The sequence below is a fragment of the Archangium sp. genome, assembly GCF_045802675.1.
Classification (GTDB): Bacteria; Myxococcota; Myxococcia; order Myxococcales; family Myxococcaceae; genus Archangium.
This window is the reverse complement of the sequence record NZ_JBJMQO010000068.1, coordinates 1-22,364: the sequence shown is the minus strand read 5'-3', so window position 1 is coordinate 22,364 and position 22,364 is coordinate 1. Positions and strand designations below refer to the sequence as shown.

Genomic DNA, 22,364 nt, shown 5'->3' with positions numbered 1-22,364 from the left:
ACGCTCCGCGCATGCGATGGGTCGCCCTGCTCCTGGTGCTGTCCGCGTCCACCGTCGCCGGTGGAGCGCCTCCGTCGCCTCCCAAGACCGAACCGGCGGTGTGCGGGAACGGAAAGGTCGACCAGGGTTACCAGTACATCTGCGCGTCCTGCATTCCCGGCCACCCGTGCGCGTGCGGCTGGGCGCCGGCCAACGCGGAGCCGTGTGATGGCAAGGACCTCGGGGGCAACACCTGCCTGACCCTGGGCTTCAACGAGGGCACGCTCCGCTGCACCCCGCAATGCCAGTACGACACGAGCGACTGCCGCCGCGTGGTGCTCCCGCCACCGCCTCCCCCCGCCTGGATGAAGCTCCTCACGCGCACCAGCGGTCCCGAGGGAAGCACCTTCGCCGTCGCGGTGAACGGGGGAACCCTCCTCGTCGCGGGTGTCCACGGCGCCTCCCTCAACGTCCACGCGTTCGACACGCAGACGCTGTACGAGCGCGGCTCGACGTACACCGTGTCCCTTCCGCCCCGGCAGGGGGGCGACGTGACGTTGGGCGATGTCTTCGCCGCTCCCTCGGGTGAGGGCTTCCTGGCCGCCGTGATGCGTGTCGGCGAGCCGCGGACGTACGTGTTCCGGATCGCCGCGAACGGCCGCATCGAGGGGCCCGTGGCGACCGTCGAGGCGCGGCCGCTCTTCCTGGCCGGGGGGACGGACGCGGTGCTGCTCGGGACCACCCGGGGCTCCCTCCGGCTCGGTCCGGACGGCAAGCCCCAGGGCCGGCTCCAACCGCTGTTCGAGCTGCCGACCTGGGGCGAGGCGCTGCACCCGGCGGCGGCCTTCACCGGCAAGGAATGGGTGGTCGCGGTGGCGGCGCGCCAGGGCGCCGAGTCGGTTGCCCGCCTCGATGTGGCGCGCGTGAAGCCGTCCGCCAGCGCCACCTCCACCCGCGGCGTCGCGGAGATCAGCGATGCGTACCATCCGCTCGGCCTCGCGTCCGAGGGCGACCGCGTCTTCGTCGTGTACCTGAAGGGCCCGGCGGTGTGGGTGGCGGAGCTGGCGCCGACCGGCGCGCTCGGCGAACCGGTTCAGCTCGGAACGGGCTCGTTCAATCGCGTGCTCGCGGCCCGGCTCGAGCACGGTGTGCTGACGGGGTGGGTCTCGGCCGGCCGCGGCCGCATCACCCGCCTGCGTTACACGCCGACCACTCGCGCGTTCGAAACGACGGAGCTCATGGACGTGCCGCGAGCGGAGGCGCGCGTGGGCGCCGTCGCGAATGGGGTGGTGTACCTGGTGCTCTCGGACGACGAGTCGAGCAAGCCGCTGCTGTACCGCGGCGAGTGAACGGCCCCCGCCGAATTTTCTGATCCCGCGGAACGCGCCGGGCGCCGGGTGAAGGCGCATGTGCCGCCACCTGCCCCGCTGCCGCAGAGGGCCCCACCGTCCCTGGAATCCAAGCCTGTTGCCCACCCGTGAACGGCTCGGGAGCGCGCCGCGCCAGCCGAGTGCCCGGGGGTGGACGTTCATCATGTCCCGAGGCGATGGCCACTCACGGATGGGCCCCCCCGTGCCCATACCGAGCACGCAACCTAGGGAGATGGGGGAGGTGCCGGCATGGCCACATACCGACTCATCCGCAAGCTCGCGGCCGGCGGCATGGCGGAAGTGTTCCTGGCCAAGGTGGTCGGAGCCGAGGGCTTCGAGAAGCCGGTGGCCGTCAAGCGCATCCTCCCGTCGCTCGCACAGGACCGGGAGTTCGTGGACCTGTTCCTGCGCGAGGCGAAGCTCACGGTGTGCCTGCAGCACGCCAACGTGGTGCAGGTGTTCGACCTGGGCTCCATCACCGGCCAGTACTACATGGTGATGGAGTTCGTGGACGGGGAGAACCTCCGCGCGGTGCAGCGCGGGTCGGCGTCCAACCAGGTGCCGCTGGGGATGCGCGAGGTGTGCTTCATCGTCCAGCAGGTGACCGAGGGCCTGGCGTACGCGCACGGGCGCTCGGACGCGGCGGGCCGGCCGCTCAACATCATCCACCGCGACGTCAACCCGTCCAACGTGATGGTGGCCAGCAGCGGCGAGGTGAAGCTGGCGGACTTCGGCATCGCCAAGGCGGCCAACGCGCAGAACGGCACCCAGGTGGGCGTGGTGAAGGGCAAGGCGGGCTACCTCGCCCCCGAGCAGGTGAAGGGCGCCGAGGTGGATCAGCGCGCCGACCTCTTCCTCATCGGCCTGATGCTCTACGAGCTGCTCGCCGGCAAGCAGCTCTTCGGCGGCACGGACTACTTCCAGACGCTGCGCAACATCGCCCAGTTCGAGGTGAAGAGCCTCGCGCCGGTGCCGGGCGTGCCCGCGGCGCTCTGGAGCATCGTCACCCGGGCGCTCGCGGAGAATCCCACCGCGCGCTTCCAGCGGGCGCGCGACATCTCGGACGCGCTGCAGAACTTCCTCTTCGACCACCGGCTGCGCGTGGGCCCGCAGGACGTGGCGGCGCTCTTCTCGCGCTGCTTCCCCGAGCGCCACTCGCCGTTGGAGGGCTCCACTGAAGTGCGCGGCGAGGAGATCCGCCTCGGCTCGGACGCGGGGATGCAGCGGCCGCAGACGCTCACCTCGGTGCGCTCGCGCCCGCCGTTCCCCGGAGGGCCCCGGCCGGGTACGCCCGCCACGCCCATCCGCACCGGCCTGACGGACCCCGGCCGCACCGTGCCGCCGCCTCCGCCTGCCGAGGCCCGCGCGGGCACCTCCGTCACCCTGCAGGTGCCTCCGCCGCTGCCCGGCGGTGGGCGCGCGATGACGCTGAACGGCGTCGGGGTGGGCACCGCCGTCACCACGGTGGTTGCGCCGCCCGCGGGCGCTCGCGCGATGGCGCAGACGGGCGTGGGCGGCAGCGCCATCTCCCTGCCGGTGCATACGCAGACGCGCATGATGCGTCCGGGGCGCCGCAAGCTGGGCGAGATGCTGGTGGCCATCGGCAAGCTGTCCGAGGCGCAGCTCAAGGGCGCGCTGGAGCGGCAGAAGCGCACCGGGGGCCGCATCGGCGAGCTGCTCGTCGCCGAGGGCCTCGTCACGGACGAGGACGTGGTCCGCGCGCTCAGTGAGCAGGGCGGCATCGCCTTCGTCTCGGACAAGGTGATGCGCACCATGCCGGTGCCCAAGGCGTTGCTGGCGCTGCTGCCGCTGGAGAAGGCCGAGCGGCTCGAGGCGGTGCCGGTGGCCCAGCAGTCCAAGGAGCTGGTGTGCGCCATGCGCGAGCCGCGCGACCTGGCGCGCCTGGACGAGCTCAAGTTCATCACCGGCTGCCACGTGCGCGGCATCTACGCCACCGAGGGTGCCATCCGCCGGGCCATCGGCCGCTTCTACCGGGGCGATGACCCGGACCAGGTGGGCGACTGGTCCAACATGATGCCGCTGGCGGGCTCGGACTCGGAGACGGGCGTCACGCCCTACGCCGACAAGCACACCCGCACGCGCGAGCGCCTGCTGGACGAGTCCGCCTTCGCGGAAGTGGCGGCCGTGCCCGCGCCTCCGCCCGCGGCGCCTCCGCCCGTGCTCGAGCCGGCGCCCGCCCCCGTGCAGGCCGCGCCACGGATGCCCGCCACGCCCGCGCCCGCCTCGCTGGCGCGCACCATGCTGGTGGTGTCGGACGACACGGAGCTGCGCGATGCGGCGGTGCGGCTGCTCGCGCGCCAGGGCGTGGCGGCCTCGGGCAGCAGCGCCGCGGACGTGGAGAAGGCGGTGGCGCTCGGAGGCACCGAGGTGGCGCTGGTGGCCGCGGACACCGTCCCGGACGCGCCCTCGGTGGTGTTGCGGATGATGAAGGCGGCCCCCTCGATGGAGGTGCGCGTGCTGCCCTCGCTGGCCGAGGCGCTCGGAGGCGAGGCCGGTCCGTTGGGCCGCGCGGCGCGGTTGCATGCGCGGGTGGTGGACGCGGCGCTCGCGGCGCTCGGTGGGGTGGGGGTGCAGGGCGCCTCGCTCGCCAAGCTGGCCCGGCGCATGGCCCTGCGGTTGGGCGCGGGCCGCGCGGAGGCCGAGCGGGCCTCGGCGGTGGCCTATGCGGTGGCGCTCGCGGCCTTCCAGGAGTCGAACGAGCGCTTCACCCGGCCCTCGTGCGAGGCGGTGCGAGCCATCCTCGGCCGCGACTCGGGCGAGGCGGCCGTCCTCATCGGGGCCTGCACCCGGGGGGATGCACCGCTGCTCACCGAGAGCGCCAACAAGGCCACGCTCGCGCTGGCCGCGGCGGTGTCGCTGATCGAGATGATGGGCTCGGCCACGTTGGGACCGGCGGCCGCTTCGCAGGCGCTCGTGAAGATGCGCGCGGAGAGCAAGCTGCCCGCGGTGGCCCTGGAGGCCCTCTCCGCCGAGGTGATGGAGTTGGTGCTGGGCGACAGCGCCTCGCACACGGTGGTGCTCGCCGAGCCCAACGTGGCGCGGGCCTCGGCGCTCCAGGCGCGCTTCCTCGCGGACGGGGTGCGGGTGGTGCTCGCCGACTCGGCGGCCCGGGCCCGGGTGCTGCTGTCGCAGGGGAGCCAGGCGCTCGTGGTGGCCTCGCGGCTGCCGGATGGGGATGGGGCCTCGCTCACGCGCTCGCTGCGCTCCACCGAGGCGATGGCCACGCTGCCCATCTTCGTGCTCGCGCCTCCGGAGGACCCGGGGCAGGTGGAGGCCGGGTTGGATGCGGGCGCGGACGACGTCCTCATGTACCCGGTCAACCCGGACGTGCTGGTGGCCAAGCTGCGGCGCGCCCTGCAACCCCGCAGGGTCTCCGCCGCTCCGACGCCTCCCGTGACGGCGCCGGTGGCGCTGGCCGTGGCCCCCGCTTCCGCGAGTGCCTAGTGCGCCACGAGAGCCCGGCTCCGCGTGCTCAGTGGCGCGTGCCGGGTTTCTCTCCACGCAGGAGGTCGAGCAGCTCGCTCGCCGCCTGGAGCGGGTGGGCGGCGTAGTGCATCACCCGCCCCGCGCGCGGCAAGCTCACACCATGGTTCCAGGGGCTCCGGCTGGGGCGCTTCGGTGGGTCCGTTCTCGAGGGCTCCTCCGGCGAGGCCCCGAGTATCGCGGTCTCGGGGGAGTCCTCTCCGGCGCTGCCCTCGTGGTGGGTGGGCTCCTCGGACATGGGCACGTAGCGGGGCGAGCGCACCGTGCCGCGCTCCACCTGGAGGGGGTAGGCCTGGGCGTGCTCCGTCGTGGCCACGCGCTGCGAGATGACCGTCTCCGGCGACTCGCGCAGCTCCAGGGGCTTCTGCTCGTCGCGCGCGCGCCGGGCGGACCAGAACACCTCCACGAGATCCGTGGCCTCCAGGTGGTGCCGGGGCGAGGCATGCTCCTGCGTGAGCACGACGCCGTGCTCGTCCATCGCGTGCACCTCGTCGAAGCGCATGCGGTGCTCGCGGGTGACGACGACGCGGCGCTCGAGCACGAAGCCCTCGTCATCGATGGCGATGACCCGGCCGAGCGGCTCGCCAGCACGGCTGCGGACAATCATCCCCGGGTGAATCTTCGGCTGGGACATGGCTGGCTCCTGGTGCGTGCGTCAGTCCTCGTCGCTCTCGTCGATGGGCTCGGAGAGGGCCTTCACGTGCACCACCTGCCCTCCCTTGTCCGGCGAGCCGCGCGCCGCCTCGCTCTCCTCGGGCGTATGGGGGGCCCGCTCCTCGAAGGCATCCCCCTCGAGGTTGCGCTGCCGCTGCTCGCTCGTGCTGCCGTAGCCCTCCCGCAACCTGTCCTTGCCTGCCATGGCCCGCTCCTGGGTGAAGGAAGTCCAAGCCCTGACGTTTGGGCCGGGCGGCGGCCCTCGCAACCACTCCCCCCAGGCGCCTCCCCTCGCGGCCCCCGGGCAGGCGAGCATCCCAGGCCACACCCAGGGCGGCACGTCTGCTGCAAGACCCATCGGATGGCGTGGGGAATGTTCCCCCCGCTCGACTGTCGACGGAGACGCGCCCCACTGCTATGCACCCCCCCACCATGGATGTCCGCCCCTCTCCGCGCCGCGCGCTGCTGGTCGCGCTGACGCTGCTGATGACCGCCTGCAAGACGCCCTCCGCCGTGGGCGGTGGCTCCAACCCGGACCCGTCGTCCGGCTCCTCCTCGTCGTCCTCGTCCCAGCAGGGCGGCGACAACGAGCTGCCGCCCCAGGGAGACCCCTTCCCGAAGAAGGCCACCGTCGAGGCGCGCCAGGACGAGCAGGCCGACAAGGCGCTCGCCCAGGCCATCCAGCAGGCCCAGACGGCGCCGCGCAAGCAGGCCGCCGAGTCCTTCCTCGCCGTGCGCAAGGCCTACCCCAACACCACGGCGGGCCAGGAGGCCCTCTACCGGGCGGGCGTGCTCTTCTACGACTCGCAGGACTACGCCAACGCGCGCAAGAGCTTCAACGAGCTGCTCTTCGAGAACCCGCTCCACCCGCAGGCGCAGGACGCCAAGCGCCGGCTGGGCCGGGCCGCGCTCGAGGTGGGTGCCTACCGCGACGCCTACCAGATGCTCATCAGCCAGGCGGAGAACGCCGAGGGCCCCGAGCGCGTGCAGTTGCTCGAGCAGGCGGCGGTGGCCGCGGAGAAGGCGGGCTTCTTCGGCCAGGCGCTGGAGATCTCCGTGGACCTCGCGGGCAAGGCCCAGACGCCCGAGGCGCAGCAGGCCGCGGTGGCCCGGGTGCAGCAGCTCGTCGAGGGCCGCGTGGGCTTCATGGACGTGGCGCGGGTGGCCAACGACTTGTCGCCGTCCAACCCCGCCTGGCCGGTGCTGACCTTCAAGCTGGCGCGCATCTACTACCATCTGCGCGACTGGACGCGGCTGGAGGAGACGCTCAACCGCTTCCTCGCGGAGGCGCCCAACCATCCCTTCGCCGGCCAGGCCCGCGAGCTGCTCGCGCGCGCCACCCGCCGGGTGGAGGTGCACCCCAAGACGGTGGGCGTGCTGCTGCCCATGACGGGCAAGTACAAGGCCGTGGGCGAGGCGGTGCTGCGCGGCATGAAGCTGGCCCTGTCCGGCAGCGACGTGGAGCTCGTCGTCAAGGACACCCAGGGCGACGTGAACATCACCGCCCAGGCCATGGAGCAGCTGGCCTTCGACGAGGGCGCCATCGCGGTGCTGGGCCCCATCACCTCGGACGAGTCCCGGCGCGCCGCGCTGCTCGCCGAGGAGCTGCAGATTCCGCTGCTCACGCTCACGCGCCAGGAGGACATCACGGAGATTGGCCCGTACGTCTTCCGCAACATGCTGACGAACTCGGCGCAGGCGCGGGCCATCGCCGACTTCGCGATGAAGCAGAAGGGCTTCAAGAGCTTCGCCGTGCTCTACCCCAACCTCCCCTACGGGGTGGAGCTGGCCAACGACTTCTGGGACCAGGTGGTGCAGAACGGCGGCCAGGTGCGTGGCGCCGAGACGTATGACCACGACCAGACGACGTTCACCAACGAGGCCAAGAAGCTGGTGGGCCGCTACTACCTCGAGGACCGGCACGACTACCTCGAGGGCATGCGCGAGGTGGCGCAGCAGACGAGTGGCCAGGACGCGTTCCGCCGCCGCAAGGCCATGGAGAAGATGAAGGGCAGCGTGGAGCCCATCATCGACTTCGAGGCCATCTTCATCCCCGACGAGTGGAAGCGGGTGAGCCTGGTGGCCCCCGCGCTGGCGGTGGAGGACATCGTCACCAACGCGTGCGACGCGCGCGACCTGGAGCGCATCCGCAAGACGACGGGCAAGAGGGATCTCAAGACGGTGATGCTGCTGGGCACCAACGCGTGGAGCAGCGGCAAGGGTGCCAGCGGCCTGCCCGAGCTCGTCGAGCGTGGCGGCAAGTTCGTCACCTGCTCGGTGTACGTGGACGGCTTCTTCGTGGACTCGCAGCGTCCGGCCACCCAGCGCTTCGTGAAGGCCTACCGTCAGGCGAACAGCTCGGACCCGAGCCTGCTCGAGGCCTACGGCTATGACTCGGCGCGCATGGTGCGCCAGTTGGTGGACTCGAAGCAGGCGCCGAAGAGCCGCGCGGACTTCCGCGAGTCCCTGGCCACCCTGAAGGACTTCGACGGCGCCACCGGCAAGACGAGCTTCGACGAGAAGCGCGAGGCGCGGAAGCCCCTGTTCCTGCTGTCCGTGGACAACAAGGGCATCACCGAGGTGAAGGAAGACAAGACGGCGGCGCTGGGGGGCTCGTGAGCCGTTTCGCGCCGCGCGCGTTGGTGGCGGGACTGCTGGCGCTGGCGGGTTGCGGGCACGCGGCGCCCGTGCTCGCTCCGGAGGTGGTGTCCCGGCTGGAGTCCACGCCGGGGGCGCACCTGGCGGGCGAGGTGGCGGGCCTCGAGGACGCCGCCGTGCTGAACCGCAAGGACTTCGTCTGGTCGCTGGCCTTCTCCCCGGACGCCTCGCGCGTGGCGTACACGCACCTGGGCGCGCGCGACTACCTGCTCGCCCTGTGGACGCTGCGGCCCGCTCCGGCGCTCGTGGTGGACGAGGCCATCAACTCCTCCGAGTTCGACGTGGAGGCGCTGGCCTACTCCCCGGACGGCACGCTGCTGGCGAGCGCGGGTTGGGACGGCATGGTGCGCCTCTTCGACGCCGCCACGGGCGCGCCCAAGGGCAGCCTGCGCACGGATGAGCCCCTCACCGCGGTGGCCTTCCATCCCTCGGGGCGCTACCTCGTGGTGGGCAGTACCCAGGGGCTCCTCACCGCGCTGCGCGTGGAGGACCTGGGCTTCTCCTTCGAGGTGCGGCCCCACGTGGACCGGGTGAGCGCGCTCGTGTTCGCGGCGGATGGGACGCTGTACTCGGGCAGTTGGGACAAGCACCTGCGCGTCTTCGACTCGCGCGAGGAGGTGCAGCGGCGCGAGCAGACGCGGCTGCGCTTCGAGCGGCGCGGGGGGCTGGCGGTGGTGGCGGGGATGGTGAATGGCAAGGCGCCCGTGGCCTTCGCGTTGGATGCGCGCATGCCCGCCATCGTGCTCGGCTCGCAGGCGGCGGCGGCGGCCGGCATCGACACGGCCTTCGTGCAGGAGTCGGTGCCGCTGCCCACGGCGCTCGGCACCAGCCTGGCGCGCGTGGTGCACGGCCAGCACCTGCGCTTCAAGGGGCTGGAGCTGGACGGAGTGGACGTGGCCGTGTGTGACGCGTGCCTGCCGCCGGACGTGGCCGGTGTGCTGGGCGCCCCCTTCTCCGAGCGCGTGGGCGTGGTCTTCGACGACGCCACGGACGAGGCCGTGCTCGCCCTGAAGTCGCCCGGGCAGGCGAAGGAGGCGCAGCGCGAATTGGTGCTCGCCCCTCGCGCCAACTTCACGTTCGAGGGGCACGTCAACGACGTCACCCTGGATGCGGCCGGGCGGCGGCTGGGCGTGGCCTTCTCCGCGACGAAGGCCGAGCGCAACCGCACCGTCTACGAGCGCGAGAAGAAGGGCCTCGCCGAGCCTCCGGCGGAGTGGAACGCGGCGGCACTGGTGGACGCGGCCTCGGGCCAGGTGCTCCGCAAGTGGTCGCAGCACCTGGGCGTGGTGGCCTCGGCGGGGATTTCCCCGGATGGGCGCTCGCTGGCGAGCGGCGGCTGGGACAAGCAGCTCTACCTGTGGAGCGAGGGCCAGGAGAAGCCGGTGGCTCAGCGTGGGTTCGGCTGGTCCGTGCGCCGCGTGCGCTTCGCTCCGGACGGGCGGCGGGTGGGCGTGGCCGCGTGGACGCCGCAGAAGGCCGTCGGCAACCAGGAGAGCGAGCCCGCCGCGGCCCTCTTCTCCGTGCGCTACACCGCTCCCACCGTGGAGCGGTGAGCCGTCACCCCGCGCAGCCGAGGCCCCGGCTCACGCTCCTGGGAGTGGGGCGGGTCCCAGCTTGGAAGGGTCCCAGACATACTGCTCGGTGGGCGTGAGCACCACGTTGGTGAACCCGTGGCGCTCGACGAAGTCCTTGAAGCGCTCGGAGACGACGACGGTGCCCGGCATTCCACGGGGGCGGAAGATGTCCTCTCCGCCCCAGGTGCCCGGCTCCAGGACGAAGCCATTGATGGCGTTGATGCCCGCCACGCGGCACTCCATGCAGGTCAGGGGCTCGACGGTGCGCACGCGGTTGAGCACCAGATCCACCGCCGCCCGGCTGAAGCAGGGCCAGACGACGTAGTAGCGGGGCACGGTGAGCGGCTTGCGAGGTCTCTTCCTCAGGCATTTCACCCGGAGGACCTCGACGGGGTGGAATCCCTCCAGCCCGGTGAGCCCCTCGGAGCGGAAGGCCTCCGCGACCCGCTCGGAAATGAGCCACTCGTACCCTGGGGCGCTGATGAAATCCCCGAGTTCCTCCCCGTGCAGTTCCAGCTCGGCCCGGTAGGGAGGGAGCCACGGCAACATCCCGACGAAGCCGTCGCACTTCGGGCAGCGCGGCGCCTCCCCGCGATTGACGGGCTCGGCCTTGTCGGCATCGGCATCGTAACGGGACCTGATGGCGCCCTCTTTCAGGACGAAGAAGTGGGGGGAGCTAGAGGCCTCGGAATCCATTGGGGAATCTCGCTTGCATCTCGGGGCGACTGTAGAGCTCGCGCAGTTTGTCCATGAACTGCTGGGGTGTTGCCCTGGGTGTCTCTTCGAGCCAGTCGATGACCTCCTTGTCCACATCGCGGTGCCACTCCTGATAGCCGCAGTGCGACTGCTCGTCCTTCGCCCGAGTCACGAAGCGCGGGTCCCGAGGTTTGTAGTGTCCCTTGAGCGTGGGGTGTTCCGCCAATGCCTTGGCGATGGGCCGCGAGATGGGGTGGTGATCCTGGCCTTTGCAGTTGGGGGGCTCGGTGTCGCCCAGCGACTGGGACAAGGCCTCCGCCGCCGCCTGGAGTTGCTTCTTCTTGTCCGCGTCTTTCTTCCCGGCCATCTGAGAGGCCTGGTCCAGCACCTCCAGCGCCCCCACCACCTCGTCCAGCACCTCCGCCGCCTTGAGTGGCTCCTCTCCCGCGAGGGCCAAGCAAGCACTCACCATGCCCTGCTTGCAGGAGCACACCGCCGACGTCTCTCCGGGTGCACAGGGCAGTTGTGTCAGCAGCACCACCAGCAACGTCGAGAGCATTCGGCGTTTTCCTCAGGCCAGTTCCGGAGCCACCGGGGGAGTGGTCTTATCTTCCTCCTGGCGCCGCGACGTCAACGCACCGCTCCCACCGTGGAGCGGTGAGCCGGCACCCCGCGCAGCCGAGGCCCCGGCTCACGCTCCTGGGAGTGGGGCGGGCCCCAGGTTGGAGGGGTCCCACACGTATTGCTCGGTGGGCGTGAGCACCACGTTGGTGAATCCGTGCCGCTCGACGAACTCCTTGAAGCGCTCGGAGACGACGATGTCGCCCTGCATGCCACGGGGGCGGAAGATGTCCTCTCCGCCCCAGGTACCCGGTTCCAAGACGAAGCCGTTGATGGCGTTGATGCCGACCGCGCGGCACTCCAGACAGGTCAGGGGATTGACGGTACGCACGCGGTTGAGCACCAGATCCACCGCCGCCCGGCCGAAGCAAGGCCAGACGACATAGTAGCGGGGCACGGTGAGCGGCTTGCGAGGCCTCTTCCTCAGGCATTTCACCCGGAGGACCTCGACGAGGTGGAATCCCTCCAGCCCAGTGAGCCCCTCGGCGCGGAAGGCCTCCGCGACTCGCTCGGAAATGAGCCACTCGTACCCTGGTGCGCGGATGAAATCCCCGAGCGCCTCCCCATGCAGCTCCAGCTCGACCCGATAGGGAGGGAGCCACGGCAACATCCCGAAGAAGCCGTCGCACTTCGGGCAGCGCGGCGCCTCCCCGAGGTTCTCGGGCTCGACAGGGTCGACATCAGCATCGTAACGGGAACCGATGGCTCCCTTTTCCAGGACGAAGAAGCGGGGAGAGTTAGTAGAGGCTTCGGAATCCATTGGGGAATCTCGCTTGCATCTCGGGGCGGCCATAGATCTCGCGCAATTTGTCCATGAACTCCTGGGGGGTAGCCGTGGAGTTTCTATCGAGCCAGCGGATGACTTCTTCGTCTACCTTGCGGTGCCATTCCTGGTAGCCACAGTGTGACTGCTCGTCCTTGGCTCGAAGCACGAAGCGTGGGTCTCGAGGCTTGAAGAGTCCCTTGAGCGTGAGGTGTTTCGCCAGCGCCTTGGCGATGGGCCGGGAGATAGGGTGGTGCTCCTGGCCTTTGCAGTCGGGAGGCTCTGTGGAGCCCAATGACTGCGATAAGGCCTCCGCCGTCGCCTGGAGTTGCTTCTTCTTGTCCGCGTCTTTCTTCCCCGCCATCTGCGAGGCTTGGTCCAGCACCTCCAGGGCCCCCACCACCTCGTCCAACACCTCTGCCGCCCTGAGCGGATCCTCCCCCGCGAGGGCCACGCAGGCACTCACCATGCCCTGCTTGCAGGAGCACACCGCCGACGTCTCGCCGGGTGCACAGGGCAGTTGTGTCAGCAGCACCACCAGCAACGTCGAGAGCATGTGGCTTCTCTCCTCGGGTCTGTTCTGGAAGCACCGAAGGGTGGACTTATCTCCCCCGGGCGCCGCAACGTCAACGCACCGCTCCCACCGTGGAGCGGTGAGCCGTCACGCGGATTCGTCCGGCGGCTGCTCACCCTGCGGCTCGGCCAGCACGGTGAGGATGGGCCGTGCATCCGCGAGCGATGGCGCGAAGAGCGAGGGCTGCCCAGGGTCCGCGAATACCGCCGCGAAGTCCTCGGGCGTCAGCGCGCGCACCAGCCGGGCCGCGAACGTCTCGCGTAGCAGCCGGACGTAATACTCGACGTCATAGTCCCGGGGGTCCTCGCTCGTGTCGGTCTCGCGCGAGCTGTCGTGGTCATCGGTCTCCGGGTCGGGCAGCAGCCCCGCGCGCCCTCGCACCGCGCGATACACGTGGACGTGCTCGCCCGTGGCCCAGTGGTTCCGTCCGCTCGCCAGCATGGCTTCGTAGGGCAGCTCGCGCCGGCTCGTGCGCGTGGCGAGGTACTGCTGCGGGCTCTTCGTCAGCCGGACATGGGACGTCACCTCGCGCGTTGGCAGCGTCCGCCGGCGCAGGGCCATCACCGTCGAGACATAGGCCTCCCGCACGCCCGGGATGTCTCCCTCCAGCAAACAGCTCAGCGCCCGGCGCAGGAAGGCCTCACCAAAGGGCTCCGCCCGGCTGGAGCGGAACGCCACGCCGCGCAGCACGAGGGCTCCCTCATACGGTTGCAGCGCGTAGTTCTTCGGCTCGTGCGAGAGCATCGCGGCATAACGTCCGTCGAACTCGAGGTGCACCCGGGGCGGCAGCAGTGCCGCGACCTCGGAGACCACGCGGCGCTCGTCGGCCTCGCGCCAGTCGTCCGGCACGGCGAAGTGCACGCCGTCCGTGTCCGCCTCCAGCAGCGTGACGCCACGCCGGGCCAGCTCGCGGCACAGCAGCCCGAGCACCTCACGCCCGCGCCGCGTCACCTCGTTGGCGGCGTGCACATCCGAGAAGCGGGTGAGCCCGACCGCGCCCAGGTAGCCGTAGGCCGAGTTGACGACGATCTTCATCGCCGCCGAGAGCGCCTCGTTCGTGTGCCGCTCCGGCGAGCCCGGGGCCGCGGCCCGTGCCCGCGCTTTGGCCGCCAGCCGCTGCTCCACGAGCCGGTCCACCAGCGCGAGCAGCACGCCGAGCCGATCCCTCCTCGGTCCGATGCGGTACTCGCGCATGAGCGAGGGGTAGAGGCTCGCGACGTCGGCCTTCACGATGTGCCGCGCCACGCCGGTGGCGAACAGGTGGAGCGCCGCCCCGCTGTGGGGGGTGCCATCTCCGCCTTCGTGGGCGGGCAGCGCGGCCCCGGCTCGGAGGTAGGCGCGCACGAGGAGCGGGTCGAGCACCCCCGTGGCGGGGCCCGCGTCCGCGAGCCGCTCGTACCGGCGCGGTGCCATGCGGGCGAGCGCGAAGGCCGCTCCCCCGAGCATGCGCGCGAGGCCGGCCACTTCCGTCACGTCGTCGCAGGCGTAGCGCCTCACGCGCTCGGGGTCGCCGCGGTAGACCTCGTGGATGTGGGCGCCCGGAATGTACTCGCGCGTCGGGCTCGCGAGACCGAGGTGCCGCGCGACGGCCTTGAGCCCGTGCCCCGGGAGGTCCCTCGCCGAGAAATCATGCCGCCGCACGGCGTCCAGCGTGTCGATCAACTCGCGGCCGGGCATCGTGTACCGCATGCGGCGCATGGAGTCGGAGTCGCGCTCCTCCTGGCCTCGTCCGAGCACGGCGCCTCGGGAGGCGGGACGCTGCCTGAGGCCCGGTGAGCCCGCACGTCCCAGCGCGAGCGTTACGCCGAGCAGCCGCGCGCGGTAGGCGAGGAACGGCAGATCGAATCCGTGCAGGTTGTGGTTCTCGATGACGTCGGGGTCCACGGCGCGGATGCGAGCGACGAGCCGCCGGAGCAGGTCGGCCTCGGCGGCGGCGTCCTCGCCGTGGGCCTCGAGGACGCCGGTGGTGCCATCGGGCTCGCGGACCGACACGAGGAAGATGCGGTCGTGCTCGGGCTCGAGGCCGGTGGTCTCGAGGTCGAACTGCATGCGGCGCAGGTCGTCGAACCCGAGCTCGCGAAAGTACGTGCGCCCCGAGGCGACGAGATATTGCTCCTCGGGAGGCAGCGCGAGCGCCGCGTTCGCGCCCAGCTCCCGCAGGTTCCTTGGGGCATGACCGAGGCGCCGCGCGGCACCCTGGAGCACGGCCGCACTCAGTGCGCGCCCATCCTCCGCGCGGACCACGTAGCGAAGCGCACCGGGACCCGCGAGCTCCTGGTACGTCACCCGTTGAGGCGCGGGCCCCTCGTGCTCGGGCCGGAGCCTGTCGCCCAGGTGGGCCAGGTCATCCAGCGAGGCGAGCAGCACCCAGGGACGGAAGCGCACGTCCTCGCGCACGAGCGCGCCCGTGCCGGGGAGCCGCCGCCAGACGAAGGCACGGCCATCGGGCTCGGCCCACACCGAGACGATGCCCGGCGTGGGATCCCATCCCCAGAGCCATTCGTCCTCCATCGTGGGGGCCATTGGAGCGTCTTCACGACTGCGTTCAGTAGTTGAGGTGGATGGCCTCGCGGGGCAGCCCGCGGGCGCGCAGTGCGTCCATCACGCCCTGCACCATGCTCGACTGCCCGCAGACGAAGGCCAACGCATCCTCCACCGACACCTCGCCCAGGTGCGCCTGCACGTAGCCGGTGAGCCCCTGCCAGCCGCTCGCGCCCGGCTGGCTCACCGTGCGCACCACGCGGATGCCCGACGCCTCCCAGTGGTGCAGCTCGTCCTCGTATGCGAAGGCCTTCGGCGTGCGCGCCCCGAAGTACAACGTCACCTGCCCGTACGCGCCGCGCTCCTGGCGGATGCTCTCGATGACCGAGCGGATGGGCGAAATCCCCGAGCCGGTGGCGAACAGCAACAGATTCCTCCCGCGCGCCTGGGGCAGGGGAAAGCCACGGCCCTCGGGGCGTGAGCTGTGCACCCGCGCCCCCGGCTTCAGGCCCACCAGCGTGTCCGCCAGCTCGCTGCCCCCCTTGAGGAGGAACTCCCAGCGGGTGGCGAAGGGCCCGGGCGCCGAGGCGAGGGCGAACATTCCTTCCCCCACTTCGGGCAGGGCCAGGCGTACGTACTGTCCCGGAGTGCGGTGCGTGCCCACCAACGGGGTGCCGCCGATGTCCAGGACGAGCTCGGTGAGGCCGTCCGCGGCGGGGAGGACGTCCGCCACGGTGGTGGGGTGCCAGTCGTTCATGACGAACCTTGTTTAACCTGGACCCGGCTTGCCGTCGCCCTTTGATAGCCTGGGGGCGTGAAGACCCTGCTTTGGTTGGTGTTGTTCCTCATCGGGCTGGCGGGCGTGGCGCTGCCGGCCATCTACCTCCATGCCGCCAGCAAGCTGCCCCAGTTGGAAACGGAGTTCGACCTCGAGAAGCAGCTGCGTCACTCCATCGAGGGTGAGCGCATGAGCCTCCAGGCGGGCACTACCGAGCACAAGCGGCCCGTGGCCTACAAGCGGCCGGACTTCGGGCGCCTGCCCAAGGATCTGGTGGCCCTCTACATCGCGCAGCTCGGGTGCCCCACCTACTTCCAGACGCCGCGCGAGGACGGCCCGAAGTGGGCCTGGCGCCTCTTCTCCATCCTCGCCTTCAACTCCGAGCCCCGGGGCGATGGGCGGTGCGAGCGGCTGATCGCCGTGCGGCTCGCCAAGGCGCTGGGCATCGAGGGCGCGGTGGAGCAGATGGTGGCGGCCAACCGCCTGCACTCCTTCCTCCAGAAGGACCAGCTCATCGCCTACGACCTGTCCGCGCTCTACTTCGACCGGGGCGTGGTGGGCGTGGAGGACGCGGCGTACGAGATTTTCGGCCGCGAGCTGGACTCGCTGCCACTGCCGGGGCTGGCCGAGCTCGCGCTCACCCTGCCGCCGCACTACATGTACGAGGACGCCATGGTCTGCCGCAACGCGAGCCTCATCCGGCAGAACCGGGACGTGCTGCTGTCGGACCTGGCCTCCCTCAAACTCGTGACGGAGGAGCGGGCGCGCAACGCCATGTCCCAGCCCGTCCTCTGCAAGTAGGACGGGGTTACTTGCGGCGCAGCGGATTGAGGAAGAACTTCTCCCAGTCCGCCACGGCCTGCGAGGCCTCGCGGCGCTCCTCGGCGGAACCGGCCGCCTCGGCCTGCTCGCGCACCTGAGCGAAGGTGTTGCGCGCGGCGGTGCCCAGGGGACGGCCGGCCGCGGCGAGCGTCTGCACCTCGCGCTCGAGCTTGCGGATGCGGCCGAGCAGCAGGGTGCGCGTGGGCGCCTGGGGATGGCTCTTCTGCGTCGCGGGCTGCGTCTCCGGGTTGTCGGAGTGGGCCACCGCGGGCACCGTGGTGTTGGCGGGGTTGTCCTGCTGCGCGGTGGCGTTGGCCGGCGTGGGGGAGCCCGCGTCGGGCACCGTGGCCGGCGGCGTCTGCTGCGCCTGGGCGGTCGTGTCCGGAGGCGTGGGCCGCGGCTCCACGGGCTTGGGCTGCGGGGGCGTGGCGTTCACCAGCGGCTGCGGCTGCACGGGGGGCTGCGCCGGCTCGCGCAGGGCGACGACGAGGCCTCCACCGAGCGCCATCAGCGCGAGCGCTCCCAGGCCCATGGGCACCAGGCGCCGCATGGACGAGCCGGAGGGCGGGGGGGCGTTGGCGCGCGGGGCCTCGGGCTCGGGCTTCACCGGCTCGGGCCTGGGCGGGGTGGGCTCGGGCCTGGTGGGCTCCAGCGGGGGCAGGAGCTCCGGGTCCGCCGTGACGGAGTACTCCGGGACGGTGGGCTTGACCTGGGCGGCCTGGGGCTGGGCGGCGAGGGTGTCGCGCAGCCGCTGGAGCTGGCGGCGCAGCTGCTCGGCGGAGCCGGGGCGGGCCTCCGGGTCCTTGGTGAGCATCTGCAGGATGAAGGCGTCGAGCGCCGCGGGCACGCCGGGGAGGAACTCCGAGGGCTTCGGCGGCCGCGCGTCCACGTGCTTCATCAGCAGGTCCACCGGCGAGGTGCCGGTGAAGGGCAGCCGGCCGGTAATCATCTCGAAGGCCACCACGCCCAGGGCGTAGAGGTCCGTCATGGGCCCCACCGGCTGGCCGCGGGCCTGCTCGGGCGCCATGTACTCCGGGGTGCCCACCACCATGTCCGTGCGCGTCTGCGCGGTGCGCCCGGTGGGCAGGCCCATCTTCGCCAGGCCGAAGTCCAGCAGCTTCACGTAGCGCGAGCCGTCCGGCTGCTTCACCAGGAAGATGTTGCTCGGCTTGAGATCGCGGTGCACCACGCCGGCCCCGTGCGCGGCGCCCAGCGCGCTGAGCACCTCGTCGAGGATCTCCAGCACCTCGTCCACCGGCAGCCGGCTCTTCTCCGCCAGGTACGCGTCGAGGGCCACGCCCTCGAGGTACTCCATGATGATGTACTGGCGGCCGTCGGGGACCTGGCCGAAGCCGAAAATATCCACGATGCCGCGGTGGCGGATGGCGTTGACGGCGCGGGCCTCGGCGAGCAGCCGCGCCACCTGCTCCTCGGCGGCGGCGAGCTCCGGGCGCAGCACCTTCACCGCCACGCGCTTGCCGATGAGCGGCTGGATGCCCTCGTACACCAGGCCCATGCCGCCCACGCCGATGCGCTGGCGCAGCTCGTACTCGCCCAGCTTCAGGCCGGTGAGCGGGTCCAATGACGAGGAGTCGTCCATCACGTGCACCGTCTTCCCGGGCGAGGTCCGCCGCGCGCCTTCGGCGTCGCCGGGGAAGGGCGAGGTGGTGGAGTCGAGCAGCACGGTTCCATCGCGCGGGCACACATCGGTGTCCGCCGGCACGGTGAGGCCGCAGGTTTCGCAGGTCCGGGAGTCAGCCATCGGGAAAGTGCCCCCAGGCTAGCAGACCGGGGGCGGATTCCCACAAGCGAGGGAGCAGGCGGGAGGTTCCCGCCCGACATCTCGCGTCACGGGCAGTCGACGGTGTCCTCGCGGATCTCCGTGGTGTCCGCGGGGCCGGGGCCGGTGCCGGGCGTGCCCGCGGGGCCGGGGACGATGGTCGTACCCGCCGTCTGGCCGAGCGAGGAGCCGGGGCCGCACCAGACGCCCACGGAGGGGCCGCCCGCGCCGTTGCCGCCGTTGCCGCCGTTGCCACCCTTGCCGCCATTGCCACCCTTGCCGCCCCTACCGCCGGTGGCCATCAAGGTGAAGGAGGCGGACGTCGTTTCCGAGAAGGGCGACCCGCCCAGGCCTCCCTGGCCGCCGAGACCGCCAGGGCCGCCCCAGCCGCCCTTGCCGCCCGTGCCGCCTCCGGTCGTCTTCAGCGAGCAGGACTCCAACTCCACGTGCGAGTTGATGAGCAGCACGGCGATGGAGGCTCCTCCGCTCTTGCCTCCGCCACCGCCCTGGCCCGGGCAACCGCCCGCGCCTCCGCCACCGCCGCCAGCTCCCTGTGCCTGCGCGTTGCCGCCGGACGTGGGGTGGATCCAGCACAAGCCACCCCCACCGCCGCCACCGCCGCCGCCGCCGGGCGTACCCGGCTTGCCATCCGTCGCGGGCTTCGCGACCCAGGTGCCGGCATCGAGCGCGAGCTGGCCCAGGCTGAGGCCCGGGTCGCCGTCCGTTCCGGCGTCGCCATCGAGCCCAGCCTTCCCATCCGCTCCCGGATTGAGCGGGCACGTGCAGGGGCTGCTCGTGCAGGTGGTGATTTCCTGCGACACGCCTCCATCCCCGCCCGCCGCGCTGGGGAAGCCCGCGTCACCGGCGAAGCCGTTTCCATACGAGCTGCCCTTGCCGCCCGCGCCACCCCCGTTGCCCGAGGAGCCGCACGCGCTGGGGCCGGCCAGGCCTCCCGGGGCGGGATCATTGCTTCCGGTGGAGTCCACTCCGACGCCGCCGTCCCCGCCCGCCTGGACCGAGCCGCCGCCGTCGGTGCCGTCCGCACCCGTCGCGCCGGCCCCGGCCAGGATCTCCACGTGGCGCAGGCGCACGCCGCTCGAGTCCAGCACCCGCAGCCCGATGGAGGGCGCGCCGGCCTCCGTGCCCGGCGCGGAGTTGATGTGCAGCCACTCCAGGGTGACGCCGGCATCCCCCAGCCCGCTCACCGTCAGGCCGCTGCTCCCGACGCCGAACTGGGTGACGTGGGTGCTGGTGCGCGCCCAGTTGCCCTCCACGCCCGAGTAGCCGCCATGGAGCGACACGGGCTTGTCCAGCCGCAGCCCCGACTCGTCGTAGGTGCCCTGGGCGAGGTAGACGGTGGTGTTGCCCGCGGGCATCTGCCGCAGCGCGTACGTGAGCGTCTGGTAGGGCTGCTCGCGCGTCCCCGCCATGGCGTTGTCCTTGCCGTTGCGTGGGTCGACGAAGACGCCCGCGTCGGCCATGCCGTCCAGGCCGTCGCAGTTGTTGTCGAAGAAGAGGTCGTCCGGCGCGTCGGCGGCGGTGGGGTCGCACGCGGTGGGCTTGCAGCGGCCGGCCTCCACGCAGTCGTCGAACACCTCGTCGAAGTTGTAGCAACCGGCGGCGGCCAGCAGCGCCAGCGCGAGCACCGTGATGAAGGGCTTCGGTTTCTCGAGCATGTGAATCCTCACGGCAGCGTTCCGGCCACGCCCACCATGCCGCCCCCGGGACCCACGGAAGCGGTGGGCCGCACCTTGGACGCGCCCTCGTCCTTGCCGGACAGCAGGTAGATGAGCCCGGTGGTCACCACGCCCGCCGCGCCCAGCGCGAACGCGCCCTGGCTCAGCATCTGCGAGCGCTTGCCCGACTCGAGCCGCTGGGCACCGTCCTCCGCGTCCTGGATGTCCAGGTTCTTGAGCGCGCGGTAGTCATTGCCCGCCTGCACGAAGAAGTACGTGCCCGCGCCCAGCAGCACCGCGCCACCGGCGGCGGGCAGCCACGCCCAGCCCGGGGCACCCGAGCGCGAGGCCGTCACCTCGGGCGTGGGCCGCACCGGCTGCGTCGGCGTGGGCGTCACCGGCGTGGGCGTCGGCGTCTGCGCGATGGGCGTCCCCGAGGGGCGCAGGGCCTGGCGCACCGGGGGCAGCACCTTCTCGCAGGCGCGGGTGAGCGCGTCGAGCAACTGGTCCTCGCGCACCCCGGGCACGTAGTGCTCGGCGAGCAGCTCGCCATCGCGCGTGGAGTAGGCCTTGAGTCCCACCCGGTAGCCGCTGAGGAACTGCACCAGCTCGCTGATCAGCACCACGTCGGCCTGGGCGGCCTCGCCGAGGGTGATGCGGCAGGCGGCCTCCAGGCGGTTGCACCCGAGCACCGCCTTGCGCTCGGCGGGGGGCAGCTCCTGGGAGAGCTCCGAGGCGCGCACCACCTGCAGCCCTTGCGTCTTGAGCTGCTCGTACACGTGCTCCTGAGCGAAGGAGACGATGTGGGAAGGGACGCCCGCGGCTTCGGGCGGGGCGATGAGCACGGTGAGCGGTGCCTCGGAGGACGCGGGGGCCTGGCCGAGCACGGCGAGCGTGGCGAGGAGTGTGAGAAACACGATGGTGTCACTTTCCCCGCATGTGGACCCCACCGCAAGGTCACGCACTACCAGTAACGGCAGGTGCGTGACGCCGGTGTGTCCGAGCGGGCGGGCTCAGCGGCGGGGCTTCTCGGGGATGGGTTTGATGTGAGTCTTCTCCGAGCTGTCGAGTTCCCGCGGTGCGTCATCGTCGTCTCCCAAATCATCCACGGGAGGAGGGGGACGGGCGGGAGCGGGAGGCGCGGGCCGGCGGGCGGGCGGAGGAGCGGCCACGGCGGGGCGGGAGCCGGAGACGGGGCTGGGGCGGGCCGGAGGAGGGGCGGCGGGGCGGGGCGCGGGACGCGGCGGGGGGATGCCCCGGCCCAGGGTCTCGAGCTCGTCGGCCATGAGGTCCGCGGACACCTGCACGCTGGGCTCGGCGGGGGAGGGCGTGGCCTCGGAGGCGAAGGGGTTGCGGGTGGGCGGCGGCGTCTTGTCGTCGTCCACGTCCGGCACGGGCGGGGCGGGCTTGTTGGCGGGCAGGTTGGGCCGGAGGGCGGGCCCGGGGCGCGCGACGGGGACCTCGGCGGTGCGCGAGCGGACGGGGGCGGGCGTCTCGGCGGGCCGGGGCGCGGCGACGGGCAGGTTCGCGGGCACCTGCACCTGCACGGGCGGGCTGGCGGGCGCCGGGGGCTTGCCGCCCCTGGCGTCGTGGGCCTCGTCCTTGAGGCGCTGCTCGAAGGCCGCCCACTCCTTCTTGAAGCTGGAGGGGTCGGGCTCGCCGCGCTCGCGGTGCTTGAGCGAGGGGGCCCAGCGCACGGTGTAGCTCTCGCCGGCGGCGAAGGAGGGCGGGGGCGGCACGCCGTAGGTGGCAGGGTCGAAGAAGGACTCGTCCAGGTCGGTGAAGCCGTAGGCGCGGGCGCGGGCGACGAAGTTGGGGACGATGCCGGTGGGCGCGTGGTAGCCGAGGATGTGGCCCTCCTCGTCCTTCGTCACCGGGGTGAAGACGAAGATGTCCTGGGTGCGGTAGTCGCCCTTCTCGTTGAGCGGGAGCACCTCGGAGAGGGCGATGGTTTTACGGCTGCCGTCGTGGAGGCGCTCGCAGCAGACGATGAAGTTGACGGCGCTGGCGACCTGGGCGCGGATGGCCACCATGGGCAGGTCGATGCCGGACATGAGGCAGAGCGACTCGATGCGGCGCAGCGTGTCGGTGGGGGTGTTGGCGTGGGTGGTGGCCAGCGAGCCGCCGTGGCCGGTGTTCATCGCCTGCACGAGGTAGAAGGCCTCGCCGCCGCGCACCTCGCCCACCACGATGCGGTCGGGGCGCAGACGCAGCGCCGAGTTGAGCAGGTCTCCCATGTCCACGCCGCCCTTGCCGAACTTGTCCGGGGGCCGGCTCTCGAAGGGGACGATGTGGGACTGGTTGAGCTGGAGCTCCGCCGAGTCCTCGATGGTGAGGATGCGCTCCTCGTCGGGGATGAGCGAGGAGACGATGTTGAGCAGCGTCGTCTTGCCCGAGCCCGTGCCGCCGGACACCAGCATGTTGAGCTTGGTGT

17 protein-coding genes are annotated in these 22,364 nt (G+C 71.8%); 5 read left to right on the top strand and 12 right to left on the bottom strand.

The features are described 5' to 3' along the window. The first annotated feature begins 11 nt into the window (after positions 1–11). Both ACJ8AN_RS19055 and ACJ8AN_RS19050 read left to right on the top strand, forming a co-directional pair. A complete protein-coding gene (locus tag ACJ8AN_RS19055) occupies positions 12–1,328 on the top strand; it encodes a hypothetical protein (RefSeq protein WP_407756816.1) in 1,317 nt (438 codons plus the stop codon). Positions 1,329–1,598: 270 nt separating this feature from the next. Next, positions 1,599–4,814, top strand: coding sequence for a protein kinase domain-containing protein (locus tag ACJ8AN_RS19050; RefSeq protein WP_407756815.1), 3,216 nt, complete (start codon positions 1,599–1,601; stop codon positions 4,812–4,814). A 28-nt stretch (positions 4,815–4,842) separates the two neighbouring features. Here ACJ8AN_RS19050 and ACJ8AN_RS19045 read toward each other — a convergent pair whose 3' ends face one another. Both ACJ8AN_RS19045 and ACJ8AN_RS19040 read right to left on the bottom strand, forming a co-directional pair. After that, positions 4,843–5,487: a hypothetical protein gene (locus ACJ8AN_RS19045; protein ID WP_407756814.1), complete on the bottom strand. Its 645-nt coding sequence runs from the start codon at positions 5,485–5,487 to the stop codon at positions 4,843–4,845. Positions 5,488–5,508: 21 nt separating this feature from the next. After that, on the bottom strand, positions 5,509–5,712 hold the full coding sequence (locus ACJ8AN_RS19040) for a hypothetical protein (protein ID WP_407756813.1): 204 nt from the start codon (positions 5,710–5,712) through the stop codon (positions 5,509–5,511). 212 nt (positions 5,713–5,924) lie between these two features. Here ACJ8AN_RS19040 and ACJ8AN_RS19035 point away from each other — a divergent pair, with 212 nt between their 5' ends. Both ACJ8AN_RS19035 and ACJ8AN_RS19030 read left to right on the top strand, forming a co-directional pair. Then, a complete protein-coding gene (locus tag ACJ8AN_RS19035; protein ID WP_407756812.1) occupies positions 5,925–8,126 on the top strand; it encodes a penicillin-binding protein activator in 2,202 nt (733 codons plus the stop codon). Next, positions 8,123–9,718, top strand: coding sequence for a WD40 repeat domain-containing protein (locus ACJ8AN_RS19030; protein ID WP_407756811.1), 1,596 nt, complete (start codon positions 8,123–8,125; stop codon positions 9,716–9,718). The genes ACJ8AN_RS19035 and ACJ8AN_RS19030 overlap by 4 nt, the downstream gene beginning before the upstream one ends. A 30-nt stretch (positions 9,719–9,748) precedes the next feature. Here the strand turns inward: ACJ8AN_RS19030 and ACJ8AN_RS19025 are convergent, their stop codons facing one another. The 6 genes from ACJ8AN_RS19025 to ACJ8AN_RS19000 form a co-directional block, all read right to left on the bottom strand. Beyond that, positions 9,749–10,435 carry a hypothetical protein gene (locus ACJ8AN_RS19025; RefSeq protein ID WP_407756810.1) on the bottom strand — a complete coding sequence of 229 codons (687 nt, stop codon included), beginning with the start codon at positions 10,433–10,435 and terminating at the stop codon, positions 9,749–9,751. Then, positions 10,416–10,994: a Wall-associated protein precursor gene (locus ACJ8AN_RS19020; protein WP_407756809.1), complete on the bottom strand. Its 579-nt coding sequence runs from the start codon at positions 10,992–10,994 to the stop codon at positions 10,416–10,418. The genes ACJ8AN_RS19025 and ACJ8AN_RS19020 overlap by 20 nt, the downstream gene beginning before the upstream one ends. Positions 10,995–11,126: 132 nt before the next feature. Then, positions 11,127–11,816, bottom strand: a complete 690-nt coding sequence (locus tag ACJ8AN_RS19015) for a hypothetical protein (RefSeq protein WP_407756808.1) — start codon at positions 11,814–11,816, stop codon at positions 11,127–11,129. Next, complete coding sequence (locus ACJ8AN_RS19010) at positions 11,794–12,375, bottom strand: Wall-associated protein precursor (RefSeq protein ID WP_407756807.1); 582 nt, start codon at positions 12,373–12,375, stop codon at positions 11,794–11,796. The genes ACJ8AN_RS19015 and ACJ8AN_RS19010 overlap by 23 nt, the downstream gene beginning before the upstream one ends. A 105-nt stretch (positions 12,376–12,480) precedes the next feature. Then, positions 12,481–14,916 (bottom strand): DNA polymerase domain-containing protein, encoded by a 2,436-nt coding sequence (locus ACJ8AN_RS19005; protein WP_407756806.1) that lies wholly within the window; start codon positions 14,914–14,916, stop codon positions 12,481–12,483. Positions 14,917–14,938: 22 nt separating this feature from the next. Next, entirely contained in the window at positions 14,939–15,631 is a 693-nt protein-coding gene (locus ACJ8AN_RS19000; protein ID WP_407756805.1) for an NAD-binding oxidoreductase, read from the bottom strand. A 57-nt stretch (positions 15,632–15,688) separates the two neighbouring features. Here ACJ8AN_RS19000 and ACJ8AN_RS18995 point away from each other — a divergent pair, with 57 nt between their 5' ends. Next, positions 15,689–16,453 (top strand): transglycosylase domain-containing protein, encoded by a 765-nt coding sequence (locus tag ACJ8AN_RS18995; protein WP_407756804.1) that lies wholly within the window; start codon positions 15,689–15,691, stop codon positions 16,451–16,453. A gap of 7 nt (positions 16,454–16,460) precedes the next feature. Here the strand turns inward: ACJ8AN_RS18995 and ACJ8AN_RS18990 are convergent, their stop codons facing one another. The 4 genes from ACJ8AN_RS18990 to ACJ8AN_RS18975 form a co-directional block, all read right to left on the bottom strand. After that, entirely contained in the window at positions 16,461–18,236 is a 1,776-nt protein-coding gene (locus ACJ8AN_RS18990; protein WP_407756803.1) for a protein kinase domain-containing protein, read from the bottom strand. A gap of 86 nt (positions 18,237–18,322) precedes the next feature. After that, positions 18,323–19,930, bottom strand: coding sequence for a PE-PGRS family protein (locus ACJ8AN_RS18985; RefSeq protein ID WP_407756802.1), 1,608 nt, complete (start codon positions 19,928–19,930; stop codon positions 18,323–18,325). An 8-nt stretch (positions 19,931–19,938) separates the two neighbouring features. Then, entirely contained in the window at positions 19,939–20,847 is a 909-nt protein-coding gene (locus ACJ8AN_RS18980; protein ID WP_407756801.1) for a hypothetical protein, read from the bottom strand. 96 nt (positions 20,848–20,943) lie between these two features. Beyond that, positions 20,944–22,364: ATPase, T2SS/T4P/T4SS family (locus ACJ8AN_RS18975; protein WP_407756800.1), on the bottom strand; the 1,421-nt coding region annotated here is incomplete at its 5' end.